Annotated in this window: 16 protein-coding genes; all 16 read right to left on the bottom strand. The window is 59.5% G+C overall.

Annotated features, from left to right (window positions below; translation table 11 throughout):
• Nucleotides 1-126: 126 nt before the first annotated feature.
• The 16 genes from ACA051_RS23905 to iscA all read right to left on the bottom strand — a co-directional run bounded on the left by ACA051_RS23905 (nucleotide 127) and on the right by iscA (nucleotide 15,070).
• Nucleotides 127-918 (bottom strand): amidohydrolase, encoded by a 792-nt coding sequence (locus ACA051_RS23905; protein WP_497372181.1) that lies wholly within the window; start codon nucleotides 916-918, stop codon nucleotides 127-129.
• Entirely contained in the window at nucleotides 906-2,054 is a 1,149-nt protein-coding gene (locus ACA051_RS23910; protein ID WP_497372183.1) for a pyridoxal phosphate-dependent aminotransferase, read from the bottom strand. Before ACA051_RS23910 ends, ACA051_RS23905 begins: the two co-directional genes overlap by 13 nt.
• Nucleotides 2,055-2,363: 309 nt before the next feature.
• Nucleotides 2,364-3,833: a ribosome biogenesis GTPase Der gene (der, locus tag ACA051_RS23915; RefSeq protein ID WP_008147761.1), complete on the bottom strand. Its 1,470-nt coding sequence runs from the start codon at nucleotides 3,831-3,833 to the stop codon at nucleotides 2,364-2,366.
• A 140-nt stretch (nucleotides 3,834-3,973) separates the two neighbouring features.
• Complete coding sequence (gene bamB, locus ACA051_RS23920) at nucleotides 3,974-5,125, bottom strand: outer membrane protein assembly factor BamB (protein WP_497305229.1); 1,152 nt, start codon at nucleotides 5,123-5,125, stop codon at nucleotides 3,974-3,976.
• Nucleotides 5,118-5,759, bottom strand: a complete 642-nt coding sequence (locus ACA051_RS23925) for a tetratricopeptide repeat protein (RefSeq protein WP_109634605.1) — start codon at nucleotides 5,757-5,759, stop codon at nucleotides 5,118-5,120. The genes bamB and ACA051_RS23925 overlap by 8 nt, the downstream gene beginning before the upstream one ends.
• Nucleotides 5,760-5,801: 42 nt before the next feature.
• Nucleotides 5,802-7,091: a histidine--tRNA ligase gene (gene hisS, locus ACA051_RS23930; protein WP_403100086.1), complete on the bottom strand. Its 1,290-nt coding sequence runs from the start codon at nucleotides 7,089-7,091 to the stop codon at nucleotides 5,802-5,804.
• A gap of 37 nt (nucleotides 7,092-7,128) precedes the next feature.
• Nucleotides 7,129-8,238, bottom strand: a complete 1,110-nt coding sequence (ispG, locus tag ACA051_RS23935) for a flavodoxin-dependent (E)-4-hydroxy-3-methylbut-2-enyl-diphosphate synthase (protein WP_133840204.1) — start codon at nucleotides 8,236-8,238, stop codon at nucleotides 7,129-7,131.
• A 3-nt stretch (nucleotides 8,239-8,241) separates the two neighbouring features.
• On the bottom strand, nucleotides 8,242-9,279 hold the full coding sequence (locus ACA051_RS23940; protein ID WP_497372185.1) for a RodZ domain-containing protein: 1,038 nt from the start codon (nucleotides 9,277-9,279) through the stop codon (nucleotides 8,242-8,244).
• Nucleotides 9,279-10,037 (bottom strand): type IV pilus biogenesis/stability protein PilW, encoded by a 759-nt coding sequence (gene pilW / locus ACA051_RS23945; protein ID WP_497305235.1) that lies wholly within the window; start codon nucleotides 10,035-10,037, stop codon nucleotides 9,279-9,281. The genes ACA051_RS23940 and pilW overlap by 1 nt, the downstream gene beginning before the upstream one ends.
• 17 nt (nucleotides 10,038-10,054) lie before the next feature.
• Nucleotides 10,055-11,197, bottom strand: coding sequence for a dual-specificity RNA methyltransferase RlmN (gene rlmN / locus ACA051_RS23950; RefSeq protein ID WP_497305237.1), 1,143 nt, complete (start codon nucleotides 11,195-11,197; stop codon nucleotides 10,055-10,057).
• Between the two features lie 28 nt (nucleotides 11,198-11,225).
• Complete coding sequence (ndk, locus tag ACA051_RS23955; RefSeq protein ID WP_007916882.1) at nucleotides 11,226-11,651, bottom strand: nucleoside-diphosphate kinase; 426 nt, start codon at nucleotides 11,649-11,651, stop codon at nucleotides 11,226-11,228.
• A gap of 92 nt (nucleotides 11,652-11,743) precedes the next feature.
• Nucleotides 11,744-11,944 (bottom strand): Fe-S cluster assembly protein IscX, encoded by a 201-nt coding sequence (gene iscX, locus ACA051_RS23960; protein ID WP_282375258.1) that lies wholly within the window; start codon nucleotides 11,942-11,944, stop codon nucleotides 11,744-11,746.
• 14 nt (nucleotides 11,945-11,958) lie between these two features.
• Nucleotides 11,959-12,300, bottom strand: a complete 342-nt coding sequence (fdx, locus tag ACA051_RS23965) for an ISC system 2Fe-2S type ferredoxin (protein WP_219094529.1) — start codon at nucleotides 12,298-12,300, stop codon at nucleotides 11,959-11,961.
• A 2-nt stretch (nucleotides 12,301-12,302) separates the two neighbouring features.
• Nucleotides 12,303-14,165 (bottom strand): Fe-S protein assembly chaperone HscA, encoded by a 1,863-nt coding sequence (gene hscA, locus ACA051_RS23970; RefSeq protein ID WP_497372187.1) that lies wholly within the window; start codon nucleotides 14,163-14,165, stop codon nucleotides 12,303-12,305.
• A gap of 51 nt (nucleotides 14,166-14,216) precedes the next feature.
• Nucleotides 14,217-14,738, bottom strand: a complete 522-nt coding sequence (gene hscB, locus ACA051_RS23975) for a co-chaperone HscB (RefSeq protein WP_497310654.1) — start codon at nucleotides 14,736-14,738, stop codon at nucleotides 14,217-14,219.
• Between the two features lie 8 nt (nucleotides 14,739-14,746).
• Entirely contained in the window at nucleotides 14,747-15,070 is a 324-nt protein-coding gene (iscA, locus tag ACA051_RS23980; protein ID WP_007903589.1) for an iron-sulfur cluster assembly protein IscA, read from the bottom strand.
• Nucleotides 15,071-15,085: the final 15 nt, after the last annotated feature.

Consider the following 15,085-nt stretch of genomic DNA (forward strand, 5'->3'; position numbering starts at 1 on the left):
TCATGGCCTCATCGCGAGCAGGCTCACTCCCACAGGAGGCTTCGGGTGCACACAAAATCTCTATTCACGCGATCCACTGTGGGAGTGAGCCTGCTCGCGATGAGGCCGGCTCAGGCTGCCGAGATATCAGGTGAACTCGAACGTGTCGGCATCCAGATTGGCTGGGAAGCGCGTGCGGTAGGCCTGAAGGTCCGCAGCATTCAATACCACCTGAAACACGCCATCGGCTTCACCGGCACTGAGCAATGTTTCACCCTGGAAATCCAGCACCTGGCTATCACCGGTGTAGGCAAAGCCTTTGCCGTCGGTACCGATACGATTCACCGCCGCCACGTAGCAGAGGTTTTCAATCGCCCGCGCTGGCAGCAAACGGTTCCAGTGCTGACGGCGCGCTCCGGGCCAGTTGGCGGTGTAGAGCAGCAAGTCGGTGTCCTGTGCATCGCGGCTCCAGACCGGGAAACGCAAGTCATAGCAAATCAGCGGTCGCACTCGCCAGCCCTTGAGCTCGAACTGCACCTGGCGCTCGCCCGGTGTGTAATGGTTGTGCTCGCCGGCCATGCGGAACAGGTGACGCTTGTCGTAGTGCCAGACTTCCCCTTCCGGCCGCGCCCACAACAGTCGATTGCGGTGGCTGCCATCGGCGGCCTGGACGATGACGCTGCCGGTAATCACCGCATCGAGTTTCGCCGCCTGGACGCGCAGCCATTTGCTGGTCGGACCGTTTTCCGCTTCGGCGAGGGTCTGCGATTCCATGGAAAAACCGGTGGTGAACATCTCCGGCAGAATGATCAGATCCGCCCCGCGAGCCTGCTCAAGCAATTGCTCGAAATGCTCCAGGTTGGCCTGACGGTCGTGCCAGGCCAGGGTGGTCTGGATCAGCGCGATGTTCAGATTGGGCAGCGCACTCAGATCACGCATAGTTTTGCCGCTGCTTCACGCAACGTCTCCTCGCGTTTGGCGAAACACAAGCGCACCAGGCGCTGGCCTTCAGGTGGTGTCTGGTAGAACACAGAAATCGGGATGCTCGCCACGCCATGCTCACGGGTCATCCACAGCGCCATCTCGACGTCATTGAGGTCTGGGCGAATCTGCGAATAATCGACCAACTGGAAATACGTGCCGGTCACGCGCGTGAAGCTGAAACGCGACGGCGCAAGCAGATCGCAGAACAGATCGCGCTTGGCCTGGTAGAAACCCGGCAGTTCTTCGACGTGTTCAGGATGTTCGGCCATGAAGTCGGCCAAGGCGTATTGCAGCGGGGTCACGCCGCAGAAACTGACGTACTGGTGCACCTTGCGCAGCTCGGTGGTGAGCGCCGGCGGGGCGACCACGTAGCCGGTTTTCCAGCCAGTGACGTGATAGGTCTTGCCGAAGGAACTGACCACGAAGGCACGCTGATACAGCTCTTCGTGATTCAGCACGCTGACGTGAGGCACGCCGTCGAAGACCAGGTGTTCGTAGACTTCGTCGCTGACGATGTAGATGTCGCGATCCCGAATCAATGCCGCCAACTGATCCAGCTCGGCACGGCTGATCAGCGCACCACTTGGGTTATGCGGAGCGTTGAGCACGATCATCCGGGTGCGCGGTGTAATCGCTTCGGCGAGTTTCTCAAAGTCGATGGAGAAATCATTCAGACCGAGTTGCACATGCACGCAACGACCACCGGCCAGCTCCACCGAAGGCTCGTAGCTGTCGTAGCACGGATCGAACACGATCACTTCATCGCCGCTGTGGATAACCGCTTGAATCGCACAGAAGATCGCTTGAGTTGCACCGGGAGTGACCGTCACTTCATGGTCGGCATCCACGCTGACGCCGTAGGTGCGGGCGATCTTCGACGAAATCTGCTGACGCAGCGCCGGCAGGCCGGTCATCGGTGAATATTGGTTGTGGCCATTGGCAATGTGCCGACCGACCGCATCGCATAGGGCTTGCGGGGCATCGAAATCGGGAAAACCCTGGGACAGGTTGATCGCCCCGGTTTGCGCCGCGAGCTGAGACATCTGAGTGAAGATAGTGATGCCGACATTCGGCAGCTTACTGGTGATCATCGGTGATTCCCTGCTCTACACCCGGCTCTAACGGCGGCGCGGGAGAGCCCGAGGATAGCCCATCCGGCGCCCATAAAAAAAGGGCGCCTGGTGGGCGCCCCTCTTCTTACCATTCACCACAGAACCTGTGGCGAGGGAGCTTGCTCCCGCTGGACCGCGAAGCGGTCCCATTACCTGCAACCGCGTTCGTCCAGCTAAACCGCGTGGGCTGCATTGCGGCTGCTGCGCAACCGAGCGGGAGCAAGCTCCCTCGCCACACCAAGCTCGCTGACCACAAGATGCCCGCACCAATGTGCAGGCAATTGTGAATCAGCGCTTGTCGCGGCGCTTTTTGTCGGCCTTTTTGTGGTGCGACATCATGCGGCGCTTCTTGTTGACCTGACGGTCGGTGAGCGAGGTCTTGTTACCTTCGTACGGGTTCTCGCCGCCCTTGAACTCGATGCGGATCGGCGTACCGACCAGCTTCAAGACACGACGGTAAGTGTTTTCCAGATAACGGACGTAAGACTTCGGCACTTTCTCGATCTGGTTACCGTGAATCACGATAATCGGCGGGTTAGCACCGCCCAAGTGGGCATAACGCAGCTTGATCCGGCGGTTGTTAACCATCGGCGGCGCGTGCTCACCGACCGCATCTTCCAGAATCGTGGTCAGGCGGTTGGTTGGCCAGCGGGTGACCGCAGACTTGAACGAGTTCTGTACGGAGGCGTAGAGGTTGCCCACGCCCGTGCCGTGCAGGGCCGAGATGAAGTGAATGTCGGCGTAGTCAACGAAGAACAGTCGACGTTGCAGCTCGACCTTCACGAAGTCGCGCTCGCTCGGCGTCATGCCGTCCCACTTGTTGATCGCGATCACCAGCGCACGACCCGACTCAATGGCGAAGCCCAGCAGGTTGAGATCGTGATCGACCACGCCTTCGCGGGCGTCCATCACAAAGATCACCACGTTGGCGTCTTTGATCGCCTGCAGGGTTTTGACCACGGAGAATTTTTCGACTTCTTCGTGGATCTTGCCGCGCTTGCGCACACCGGCGGTGTCGATCAGCGTGTACTTCTCGTCGTTACGCTCGAACGGGATGTAGATACTGTCGCGGGTGGTGCCGGGCTCGTCATAGACGATTACCCGGTCTTCACCGAGCATGCGATTGACCAGAGTCGACTTGCCGACGTTCGGGCGGCCGATGATCGCGATCTTGATCCCGTCTTTTTCGCTAGGACCAGGAATGCGCTTGGCTTCCTCGCCTTCGGCAACGATCTCTTCCTCGCCTTCTTCCAGCTCGTCATCGTCTTTCGGGAAGTCGCTGAGGGCGATTTCCAGCATCTGGGTGATGCCACGACCATGAGCACCGGCGATCGGGATCGCGTGGCCCATGCCCAACGGGGCGAATTCGGCGCGGGCCATTTCAGGGTCGATGTTGTCGACCTTGTTGGCAACCACGTAAGAACGCTTGTTACGTTTGCGCAAATGCTCGGCGATCATCTGGTCGGCGGCGGTGAAACCGGCCTTGGCATCTACCAGGAACAGAACGACATCCGCTTCTTCAATGGCCAGCAGTGACTGCTCGGCCATTTTTTCGTCCATACCGTGCTCGTCACCGGAGATACCGCCGGTGTCGACCAGAATGTAGGAACGCCCTTGCCACTTGGCCTCACCGTATTGGCGATCACGGGTCAGACCGGACAAGTCGCCGACGATGGCGTCACGAGTCCTGGTCAGGCGGTTGAACAAGGTGGACTTGCCGACGTTCGGTCGGCCCACCAGGGCGATTACGGGAACCATGCGGCTCTCCACTTCGTTATTTCAGAAAATACAAAAGCCGCTGCGAGGCAGCGGCTGGTGCTCGGGGCAGCGCTTGAGGGCGCTGCGAACCCCATGGTTACGGGGCTGCCTGGGGGTTAACCCCAAGCATAGTCAAATCTTTACTTGATGGTCAGTGCTTCCAGTTTGCCACTGTTGCCATACACATAAATCGTATCACCCACCACCAGCGGACGTGCGCGCAGGCCGTCGCTGTCGATGCGCTCGCGGCCGACGAAACGACCGTCCACCTGACTCAGCAGATGCAGGTAGCCTTCCATATCACCGACTGCAACATAGCTGGAGAACACTTCCGGAGCCGACAGTTGACGACGGGCCAGCGAATCGTTACTCCACAACGCTGTGGTGGAACGTTCGTCGACGCCTTCAACGGTGCCCGAGGACAGGCTCACGTAAACGCTGCCGAAACCCTGGGCGACGCCGGCATAGCTGGAAGCATCACGCTGCCAGAGCTGACGACCGCTTTCCAGATCCAGTGCCGCAACGCGACCCTGGTAGCTGGCGACATACAGCGTACCGCCGGACAGCAGCAAGCCGCCGTCGATATCGACCACACGCTCCAGTTCCGAACGACCTTGTGGAATCGCGACCCTTTGTTCCCACACCGGCACGCCGTTGGAAATATCGAGAGCGACCACTTTACCGGTCGACAGGCCAGCCACCGCGAAGCGGTTGGTGACGATCGGTGCGCTGGTGCCGCGCAAGGTCAGGACCGCAGGCGTGCTGTCATACAACCAGCGCTGGGTGCCGGTGGCGGCATCCAGGCCGATCAGACGGTCGTCCTGAGTCTGAACCACAACCACGTCACCGTTGTTGGCCGGCGGTGCGAGGACTTCACTGGACACGCGAGCGCGCCATTTCTCTTCACCGTTGATCGCGTCCAGGGCAACGATTTCACCCTTGATCGTACCGATCGTGAGCAGACCGTAACCTACGCCAACGGCGCCGGAAACAGGCAGATCAAGGTCCTTCTTCCATTTGACGTCGCCATTGCTGCGATCCATCGCCACGACTTCACCCGTGACGTCGGCGGCATAGATGGTATCGCCATCGATCGCCGGCACCAGCATGTTGTAGGTTTCGCCCTGACCGTCACCGATCGAACGACTCCACTGCTTTTGCAGAACCACTTCTTCTTTGAAGTCGGTCAACTCGGCCGGTGGCAGTTCTTTTTTGCTGTTGCTGCTGCAACCCGCGGCCAAAACGGCCAGAGCCAGCAATGCTGCATGTTTCCAACGGATCACGTCACGCATCCCCTTTGGCCAGGTCGTCCAGCTTGATTTGTAGGCCACCGACCGCCGCTTCATCCGACAGTGCCGCCTTGGCTTTTTGATACGCCGCGTTTGCTTCGTCGGTACGACCCAACTGCACCAGCAGGTCGCCTTTGAGTTCTTCGCGAGTGGCCAGAAACGCCTTGTCCGCATCACCTTCGAGCAGCTTCAGGGCTTCATCGACCTTGTTCTGCGCGGCCAGCACCTGCGCCAGACGCTGACGGGCGATTTCGCCCAGCGCCGGGTTGGCCGGTTTGGCAACGATGGCTTTCAGCTCGGTGGCCGCGTCGTCCAGCTTCCCGCTGTCGACCGCGACTTTCGCCACGAACAGGCTGCCGTACTGTGCATAGGCGCTACCGCCGAACTCGCTGTTGAGCTTGCCGGCCAGGTCCGAAACACGGGCGGCATCAGGCTTGCCATCAGGCGTCAGCGTGGTTTCGAGCAATTGCTGATAGAGAATCGAGGCGCCTTGCGACTGATTGCTCTGATACTTCTGAAAAGCCTGCCAGCCGAACACGATGACCAGCGCCAACAGGCCGCCAGTGACCAGGGGCTTGCCGTTGCGTGTCCACCAGTCCTTCAAATCTGCCAGGTTTTCGTCTTCGGTACTCGACACCCCAATACTCCTTAATCGCTAAATCGGCTGTTTATGACAGCTTCAACCCTGCACGACGCAGGTGGCCAGGTGTGCAGCAAGCGCATCCCAGGCAATGCTTTGTTGTTCGCCCTGGCCACGCAGGGGTTTGAAACCTACCACTTGCTGGGCCATTTCGTCGTCACCGAGGATCAGCGCATACAGCGCACCGCTCTTGTCGGCCTTCTTGAACTGGCTTTTGAAGCTTCCGGCGCCGGCATTGACTTGCAGGCGCAGGTTGGGCAATTGATCACGCACACGTTCACTCAGGGCCAGACCGGCCAGCTCGGCGGCTTCGCCGAAGGCGCAGAGGTAAACGTCGACCTGACGGGAAATCTCTTGCGGGATCTGCTCCAGAGTTTCAAGCAACAGAACCAGGCGCTCGATACCCATGGCGAAACCAACGCCCGGGGTCGGCTTACCGCCCATCTGCTCCACCAGACCGTCGTAACGACCACCGGCACACACGGTGCCTTGGGCGCCCAACTTGTCGGTGACCCATTCGAAAACGGTCTTGCTGTAGTAATCCAGCCCGCGAACCAGCTTCGGGTTGATCACGTAAGGAATGCCCGCCGCGTCCAGACGAGCCTTCAGGCCCTCGAAGTGCACGCGGGATTCTTCATCCAGGTAGTCGGCCATTTTCGGCGCGTCGACCAGAACCGCTTGAGTGTCGGCGTTCTTGGTATCGAGCACCCGCAAAGGGTTGGTCTTCAGACGGCGTTGGCTGTCTTCGTCCAGCTTGTCCAGGCGGGCCGACAGGAACTCGACCAGCGCTTCGCGATAACGACCACGGGACTCGGCGGTGCCCAGGCTGTTGAGCTCGAGCTTGACCGCATCACGGATGCCCAGCTCGCCCCACAGGCGCCAGGTCAGCACGATCAGCTCGGCGTCGATGTCCGGACCGTCGAGGTTGAAGACTTCGCAACCGATCTGGTGGAACTGGCGGTAACGGCCCTTTTGCGGACGTTCGTGACGGAACATCGGGCCGATGTACCAGAGTTTCTGCACTTGGCCGCCGCCGGTGATGCCGTGCTCGAGCACCGCACGCACGCAGGCCGCCGTGCCTTCGGGGCGCAGGGTCAGGGAGTCGCCGTTGCGGTCGTCGAAGGTGTACATCTCTTTTTCGACGATGTCGGTCACTTCACCGATGGAGCGCTTGAACAGCTCGGTGAACTCGACGATCGGCATGCGGATCTGCTTGTAACCGTAGTTATCCAGCAGACGCGAGACGGTGCCCTCGAAATGACGCCACAGGGGGGTCTGTTCGGGCAGGATGTCGTTCATGCCACGTATGGCTTGCAGAGACTTGCTCACTATAAATCCTTAAATTCGTTCGGCTCTTCAGTCGGGCTCAGCCGCGGGCGATAACTGCCGCGTCGGCCTCGACCTTTTCGGCCGCTTTCTGGCGGATCAAGCGTTCAAGCTCATCCACCAGATTGTCATTCGTCAGTTTCTGCGCCGGCTTGCCGTCGATGTAAATCAGGTTTGGCGTACCGCCGGTCAAGCCGATATGGGCTTCCTTGGCTTCGCCCGGCCCGTTGACCACGCAACCGATGACCGCGACATCCAGCGGTACCAGCAGATCTTCGAGGCGCCCTTCCAGCTCGTTCATGGTTTTGACCACATCGAAGTTCTGCCGCGAGCAGCTCGGGCAGGCGATGAAGTTGATGCCACGGGAACGCAGGTGCAGGGATTTGAGAATGTCGTAGCCGACTTTCACTTCCTCGACCGGGTCGGCCGCCAACGAGATGCGAATAGTATCGCCAATCCCTTCGGCGAGCAGCATACCGAGGCCCACGGCGGATTTCACTGTGCCTGAGCGCAAACCACCGGCTTCGGTGATGCCCAAGTGAAGCGGCTGGACGATTTCCTTGGCCAGCAGGCGGTAGGCGGCGACGGCCATGAACACGTCGGAGGCCTTCACGCTGACCTTGAAATCCTTGAAATTCAGGCGTTCAAGGTGTTCGACGTGACGCAGGGCTGACTCGACCAGCGCCGCCGGGGTCGGCTCGCCGTATTTCTTTTGCAGGTCTTTTTCCAGGGAACCGGCATTGACGCCGATGCGGATCGGAATCCCGCGATCACGGGCGGCATCGACCACCGCGCGCACGCGGTCTTCACGACCGATGTTGCCCGGGTTGATCCGCAGGCAGTCAACGCCCAGTTCGGCTACGCGCAGCGCAATCTTGTAGTCGAAGTGGATGTCGGCAACCAGCGGCACCTTGACCAGTTGCTTGATCTTGCCAAAGGCTTCGGCGGCGTCCATGTCAGGCACGGAAATCCGCACGATATCGACGCCAGCCGCTTCCAGGCGATTGATCTGGGCCACGGTGGCGGCCACGTCATTGGTGTCGCTGTTGGTCATGCTCTGAACAGCGATAGGCGCATCGCCGCCAACGGGCACGTTACCGACCCAGATCTTGCGGGATTCGCGACGTTTGATTGGAGATTCGCCGTGCATGACTTATTGACCCAACTTCAGGCGAGCAGTCTCGCCACTGGTGAACGGAGCGACATCAACCGCCTGCCCGTTGTAGCTGACCTGCGCGCCACGGGCGAAGCCCAGACGCACGGCAAACGGCGGCTTGCCGCTGACGGAAACACTTTCGCCTTTGCGCTTGAGGCCACTCAACAGCACCTTGCCAGTGCCATCGGTAACCTGAGTCCAGCAATCGGCGGTGAATTGCAGTTGAACCTGGCCTTGGCCGGCCACCGGAGCAGCGGCTGCCGGAGCGGGAATGGTCGGCGTCACCGAAGCACTTGCAGGCGGGGTCGATACAACAGGAGCCGTCGGAGCCTGCGCTACGGGAGTCGCGACAACCGGAACGGTGCTGTGCGCCGGTGCGGCAGGGGCAGCGGGGGCAGCAGGTGGAGTCGGCGCGGCGGCAGGTGCAGTGGCTTCAGCCTCGGCCGGTGCTTCAGTGGAATTCTCGGATTGCGGCAACGCAAGCGCGGTTGCACCTTCAGCCTGGCCTTGCGCGACGGCCTGATCTTCCGGCTCGTCCAGCGGGTGGATCTGGGTGGTGCCGTCAGCGCCTTCGACTTCGACGTGCTCCGGGCTCGGGGTGATCAGGTCCTTGGTGCGCAGCGAGGTTTGATCCTGCCACCAGACAAAACCACCGCCAATCACTGCGATCAGCAACAGCAGGCTGACAATGCGCAAAATAGTGTGGGAAACCCGAACTGGTTCTTCGATACGCCCAAGGCTGTGGACGTTGCTGCCCTGGGAATCGGTACCGGTGGATTGGTCGAACTGCTGCACCAGAACGGTCTGGTCCATGCCCAACAATTTGGCATACGCGCGAATATAACCGCGAGCAAAGGTGTGCCCCGGTAGCTTGTCGAAAGCGCCGGCTTCCAGATTACTCAAGGAATTAACGGTGAGGTTGAGCTTGAGGGCCACTTCGGCCAGCGACCAGCCATTGCTTTCGCGGGCCTGGCGCAAAGTGTCACCGGGGTTAACGCGATTCGCTGCTACAACTTCGGGATGCGCCGCTTTCATCATTGCTCCGACAGGTATTGCTGATATTCCGGCGTACCGGGATAGAGTCGTTTTAGTTGCAGGCCAAAACTGGCGGCCTTGTCGCGATCTTCAAACACTTTTGCCAGCCGAACGCCGAGCAATAGACTACGTGCATTTTGCTCGGTGAGCAGGCTAAAACGATCGTAGTAGTCACGCGCGGGCACATAATGCCTGTCTTCGAAGGACAACTCAGCCATTTCCAGCAATGCACGCGGTTGTTGGCGGTTCAAACGCAGGGCTTTTTCCAGTTGCTGCTGGGCCAGATCACGCTGCCCCAGCTTCGAAGCGGTCATGCCCAGGTTCTCGAACACCCGCGAACGCTCAGGATACAGGGTATCGGCGGCGGCCTGTTCAAAGCGCTCGTAAGCCTCTTTGTAACGTTTTTCTTCGAAAAGAAAGCTGCCGTAGTTATTGAGGATTCGAGCATCGTCGGGACGGGAAGACAGCGCCTTGCGAAAGTGCTGGTCTGCCAGTTCAGGTTCCATTTCAGCCTGAAACACCAACCCAAGCGCCGCATTGGCATCGGGATCCGAGTCATCCAGGTCCAAGGCTTTCTTCAACGGCACTTTCGCTCGTTCGGTCATGCCTTGCTGCAAGTATCCCAAGCCCAGTTGCACGTAGGCAGTACGCGCTTCGTCGCGACCTTTGCTGGTTTTCATCGGGTTGAAATCGCCCGACAGGACGCAACCAGCACAAAGACTGGCCAATAGCAAAAGCAGCGCGAAGCGCAGGGACATAGAGATCCTCTCTTGATTTATTCCGCAGCGTTTTGCGCGATATCGTTTTCGGCGTTCAACTCACGCACGGCGATATAACGTTCGCTGCGACGGGTGCGATCCAGCACCTGCCCTACCAATTGGCCACACGCGGCATCGATGTCTTCACCGCGGGTGGTGCGAACGGTGACATTGAAGCCGGCATGGTGAAGCTGATCCTGGAAACGGCGAATCGCGTTGTTGCTCGGGCGCTCGTAACCGGAATGCGGGAACGGGTTGAACGGAATCAGGTTGATCTTGCACGGGATGTTCTTGAGCAACTCGATCATTTCGACCGCGTGTTCGACCTTGTCGTTGATGTCCTTGAGCAAGGTGTACTCGATGGTCAGCACGCGCTTTTCGCCCAAGGACGACATGTAGCGCTGGCACGACTCGAGCAGCATCTTAAGCGGATATTTCTTGTTGATCGGCACCAATTGGTTACGCAATGCGTCGTTTGGTGCGTGCAGCGACAACGCCAGGGAGACGTCGATGTGCTTGGACAGCTCATCGATCATCGGCACCACGCCCGAAGTGGACAGGGTCACGCGGCGCTTGGAAATGCCGTAGCCCAGGTCATCCATCATCAGATGCATGGCGGCCACGACGTTGTCGAAGTTCAGCAGCGGCTCACCCATGCCCATCATCACCACGTTGGTGATGGCACGGTCGGCGGTCGCCGGGATGCTGCCGAACGATTTATTGGCAATCCATACCTGGCCGATGACTTCGGCGGCGGTGAGGTTGCTGTTGAAACCTTGCTTGCCGGTGGAGCAGAAACTGCAATCCAGGGCACAGCCTGCCTGGGACGAAACGCACAGAGTGCCGCGTTTGCCCTGGGGAATGTAGACGGTCTCGACGCAGCTGCCGGACGCCACGCGCACTACCCATTTACGGGTACCGTCGGTGGAAATGTCCTCGCTGACGACTTCAGGACCGCGAACTTCGGCAATAGCCTTGAGCTTGTCGCGCAAGGCCTTGCTGACGTTCGTCATGGCGTCGAAATCATCGACGCCAAGGTGGTGAATCCATTTCATTACCTGACCGGCACGGAAACGCTTCTCCCCGATCGAGTCGAAGAATTTTTCCATTTCCAGCTGAGTCAGACCCAGCAGGTTGGTTTTTACAGTCGATGTAGTCATGGATTCACCTTCACTCATAAGCCAATGCTTAGCGAGTGGTTACTTCAGTAGCTGCGAAGAAGTACGAGATTTCGCGAGCAGCAGCGGCTTCGGAGTCCGAACCGTGTACAGCGTTGGCATCGATCGAATCAGCGAAGTCAGCACGGATGGTGCCGGCAGCAGCTTCTTTAGGGTTGGTAGCGCCCATCAGCTCACGGTTCAGAGCGATAGCGTTTTCGCCTTCCAGAACCTGAACGACAACCGGACCGGAGATCATGAAAGCAACCAGGTCGCCGAAGAAACCGCGAGCGCTGTGCTCAGCGTAGAAGCCTTCAGCTTCAGCTTTGGACAGTTGCTTCAGTTTCGAAGCTACAACGCGCAGGCCAGCTTTTTCGAAACGAGTGGTGATCTCGCCGATAACGTTTTTTGCAACAGCGTCAGGCTTGATGATGGAGAAAGTACGTTGAACAGCCATGGTGTAACTCCAGAAACGGTAATTTGCGAAAAATTAAACCCGCGAATTATACGCGGGTTCTTTGGTATTGCCTAACTGCATACGGCGCAGACTCAGTCTGCTTCTTCGATCCAGGCGGCCTGAATGGCTTCAAGCACCTTCTCGCCACCGCGGGTCGGATCATCACTGAACTCCGGCAATGCCAGCACCCATTTGTGCAGATCGACGAAGTTCACGTAACGCGGGTCCGTATCCGGCTTGGATTCAGCCAGTTGGATCGCGATTTCCAGCACATCAACCCATTTCAGACTCATGACGTTTCCTTGAATCAGTGCGGCGCTTCGGCCGCATGGTTGAGCGAGTATTTCGGAATTTCGACAGTCAGGTCTTCAGTCCCGACTTTTGCCTGACAGGCCAGGCGTGACTGGGCTTCCAGCCCCCAAGCCTTATCAAGATAGTCTTCTTCCAGCTCATCAGCCTCTTCCAGCGAGTCAAAGCCCTCGCGAATCAGGCAATGGCAGGTGGTGCAGGCGCAGACGCCGCCACAGGCACTTTCCATCTCGATATGGTGCTCATGCGCCAGTTCGAGGATGGACGTACCAGGCTCAGCCTCCACGACCATGCCGTCCGGGCAAAACTTTTCGTGTGGCAGAAAAATGACCTGCGGCATCGTTATTCCTCAATCTCATTCAGGTTGCGCCCCGCCAGCGCGGCTTTCACCGTCGAGTCCAGGCGGCGGGCAGCAAAAGCGTCGGTCACTTGCGACAGACGCTTGGTCTGCTGCTCGATGGCGAAACCATCGGTGCCTTTCATCAGTTCGGTCAGTTCCTGCATCTGCAGCTCGATGACCATGCGCTCTTCGGCGTCGAGCAGGCGCTCACCGTCGACATCAAGGGCGGCCTGAACCGCCTCGATCAGGCGCTGGGCATCGACCTGCTGCTCACGCAAAACCCGGGCGACTTTGTCGTCGTTGGCGTGCTGGAACGATTCCTTGAGCATCTTGGCGATCTCGCCATCGGTCAGGCCGTAGGACGGCTTGACCTGAATGCTGGCCTCGACGCCCGAACCCAGTTCGCGGGCCGAAACACTGAGCAGACCGTCGGCATCGACCTGGAACGTCACGCGGATTTTCGCGGCACCGGCGACCATGGCCGGAATGCCGCGCAATTCGAAGCGCGCCAGGGAACGGCAGTCGCTGATCAGCTCACGCTCACCCTGCAACACGTGAATCGCCATGGCCGACTGGCCGTCTTTGTAAGTCGTGAAGTCCTGGGCGCGAGCGACAGGGATGGTGGTGTTGCGCGGAATCACCTTCTCCATCAGGCCGCCCATGGTTTCCAGCCCCAGGGACAACGGGATGACGTCGAGCAAGAGCAATTCGCCGCCATCGCGCTTGTTGCCGGCCAACGTATCGGCCTGGATCGCAGCACCAATGGCCACCACTTGATCCGGATCGATTTCAGTCAGCGGCTGGCGACCAAAGGCTTCAGCGACGGCTTCACGAACGCGAGGCACCCGCGTCGAGCCGCCAACCATGACCACGGCGTGCACTTCTTCCAGCTCGATGCCGGAATCACGCACTGCGCGGCGGCAGGCTTTCAGGCTGCGGGCGACCATTGGCTCGATCAGCGCATCGAAGGCTTCGCGAGTCAGTTGCGCTTTCCAGTCACCGTAAGCGACTTCAACAGTCGCGACAGTGGTCAAGGCTTCTTTGGCCGCGCAGGCGGCTTGCAGCAGATGACGCTGCGCACCCGGGTCGAGGTCTGCCGACAAACCGGCGCTCTCGATGATCCAGCCAGCAATGGCGTGATCAAAGTCATCGCCACCCAGGGCGCTGTCGCCACCGGTAGCCAAAACCTCAAACACACCGCCGGTCAGGCGCAGGATCGAAATATCAAATGTACCGCCACCCAGGTCGTAAATCGCGACCAGGCCTTCGGCATGCTGATCCAAACCGTAAGCCACTGCGGCGGCAGTCGGCTCATTGAGCAAACGCAGCACGTTCAGACCGGCCAGCTTGGCCGCGTCCTTGGTGGCTTGACGCTGAGCGTCATCGAAATAGGCCGGAACGGTGATCACCGCGCCCACCAGTTCGCCACCCAATGCCTCTTCGGCGCGCTGACGCAGCACTTTCAGGATGTCGGCGGAGACTTCGACCGGGCTTTTCGGGCCCTGAATGGTGTCGATGAACGGCATGTGCGACTCGCCACCGACGAAGCGGTACGGCAGTTGGTCGCCCAATTGCTTGACGTCGGACAGACCACGACCCATCAAGCGCTTGACCGACAGCACGGTGTTCAAAGGATCGGTAGCGGCCGCCAGCTTGGCGGACTCGCCGACTTCGACGCGATCGGCGTGGTAGCGCACGGCGGACGGCAGGATGACCTGCCCTTCGGCGTCGGCCAGGGGCTCGGAAAGACCACTGCGCAACGCAGCGACCAGCGAATTGGTAGTGCCCAAGTCGATCCCCACAGCCAGACGACGCTGGTGCGGTTGAGGACTTTGGCCGGGTTCGGCGATCTGCAGTAGGGCCATCGTAATCAGGACTTATCTGTATATCAGGCGTGCGACCGGAGCGGCACTGGGTTAATCGTCGAGGCGCTCTTCTAACTGGCGCACTTCGTAGGTGAGCTTGTCGAGGAACTGCATGCGCCGCATCAGGCGTTCGGCCTGCTCACGCTTTGCTGCATCATCCCAACAGGCTGCGAAGCTTTCGTTCAGTTCATCCTGAGCCGTCTTAAGGCGACGCTTGAACACTGCAACACCCGCCAAATCGGCGCTGTCTTGCAGGTCTTCGAGCTCTTCACGCAGCTCCATCTGCTGCAGAAGGAACTCCGGATCATGCACCGTGACCTCCAGCGGCAGCTCGCGCCCGCCCATGGCGAGCAGATATCGCGCGCGCTTTGGGGGACTTTTGAGCGTCTGATAGGCCTCGTTGAGGCTCGCGGATTGCTCTAGCGCCAGCCGCTGCTCGCGCTCGGAAGCATCTGCAAAACGGTCCGGATGAACACCGCGCGCCAACTCACGATAGCGCGTGGCCAACTGATCGAGATCCAGGCGGAAGCTCGGCTGCAGTTCAAATAAAGCGAAATGACAAGGAGTACCCACGAGCAGCCTCAGATGTTGAAGCTTTCGCCGCAGCCACATTCACCGCGCACGTTGGGGTTGTTGAACTTGAAACCTTCGTTCAACCCTTCCTTGACGAAATCGAGTTCGGTGCCGTCCAGGTAGGCCAGGCTTTTCGGGTCGATGATCACTTTCTCGCCGTGACTTTCGAACACCTGATCCTCTGCAACCACCTCGTCGACAAACTCCAGCACGTAGGCAAGGCCGGAACAGCCTGTGGTGCGAACACCCAGGCGAATCCCCTCACCTTTGCCGCGCCCATTGAGGGAGCGTCGCACGTGTTGAGCAGCCGCTTCTGTCATGCTGATAGCCATCGGTGACTCCTTACT

The sequence above is a fragment of the Pseudomonas sp. LBUM1669 genome, from assembly GCF_059695705.1.

Excerpts from the sequence above, each read along its gene's own strand:
- iscX (WP_282375258.1), bottom strand. The coding sequence starts at position 11,944 with ATGAGTCTGAAATGGGTTGATGTGCTGGAAATCGCGATCCAACTGGCT.
- ACA051_RS23940 (WP_497372185.1), bottom strand. The coding sequence starts at position 9,279 with ATGAAAGCGGCGCATCCCGAAGTTGTAGCAGCGAATCGCGTTAACCCC.
- ACA051_RS23905 (WP_497372181.1), bottom strand. The coding sequence starts at position 918 with ATGCGTGATCTGAGTGCGCTGCCCAATCTGAACATCGCGCTGATCCAG.
- ACA051_RS23910 (WP_497372183.1), bottom strand. The coding sequence starts at position 2,054 with ATGATCACCAGTAAGCTGCCGAATGTCGGCATCACTATCTTCACTCAG.
- iscA (WP_007903589.1), bottom strand. The coding sequence starts at position 15,070 with ATGGCTATCAGCATGACAGAAGCGGCTGCTCAACACGTGCGACGCTCC.
- pilW (WP_497305235.1), bottom strand. The coding sequence starts at position 10,037 with ATGTCCCTGCGCTTCGCGCTGCTTTTGCTATTGGCCAGTCTTTGTGCT.
- der (WP_008147761.1), bottom strand. The coding sequence starts at position 3,833 with ATGGTTCCCGTAATCGCCCTGGTGGGCCGACCGAACGTCGGCAAGTCC.
- ispG (WP_133840204.1), bottom strand. The coding sequence starts at position 8,238 with ATGCACGGCGAATCTCCAATCAAACGTCGCGAATCCCGCAAGATCTGG.
- fdx (WP_219094529.1), bottom strand. The coding sequence starts at position 12,300 with ATGCCGCAGGTCATTTTTCTGCCACACGAAAAGTTTTGCCCGGACGGC.
- ndk (WP_007916882.1), bottom strand. The coding sequence starts at position 11,651 with ATGGCTGTTCAACGTACTTTCTCCATCATCAAGCCTGACGCTGTTGCA.
- bamB (WP_497305229.1), bottom strand. The coding sequence starts at position 5,125 with ATGCGTGACGTGATCCGTTGGAAACATGCAGCATTGCTGGCTCTGGCC.
- hscA (WP_497372187.1), bottom strand. The coding sequence starts at position 14,165 with ATGGCCCTACTGCAGATCGCCGAACCCGGCCAAAGTCCTCAACCGCAC.
- rlmN (WP_497305237.1), bottom strand. The coding sequence starts at position 11,197 with ATGACTACATCGACTGTAAAAACCAACCTGCTGGGTCTGACTCAGCTG.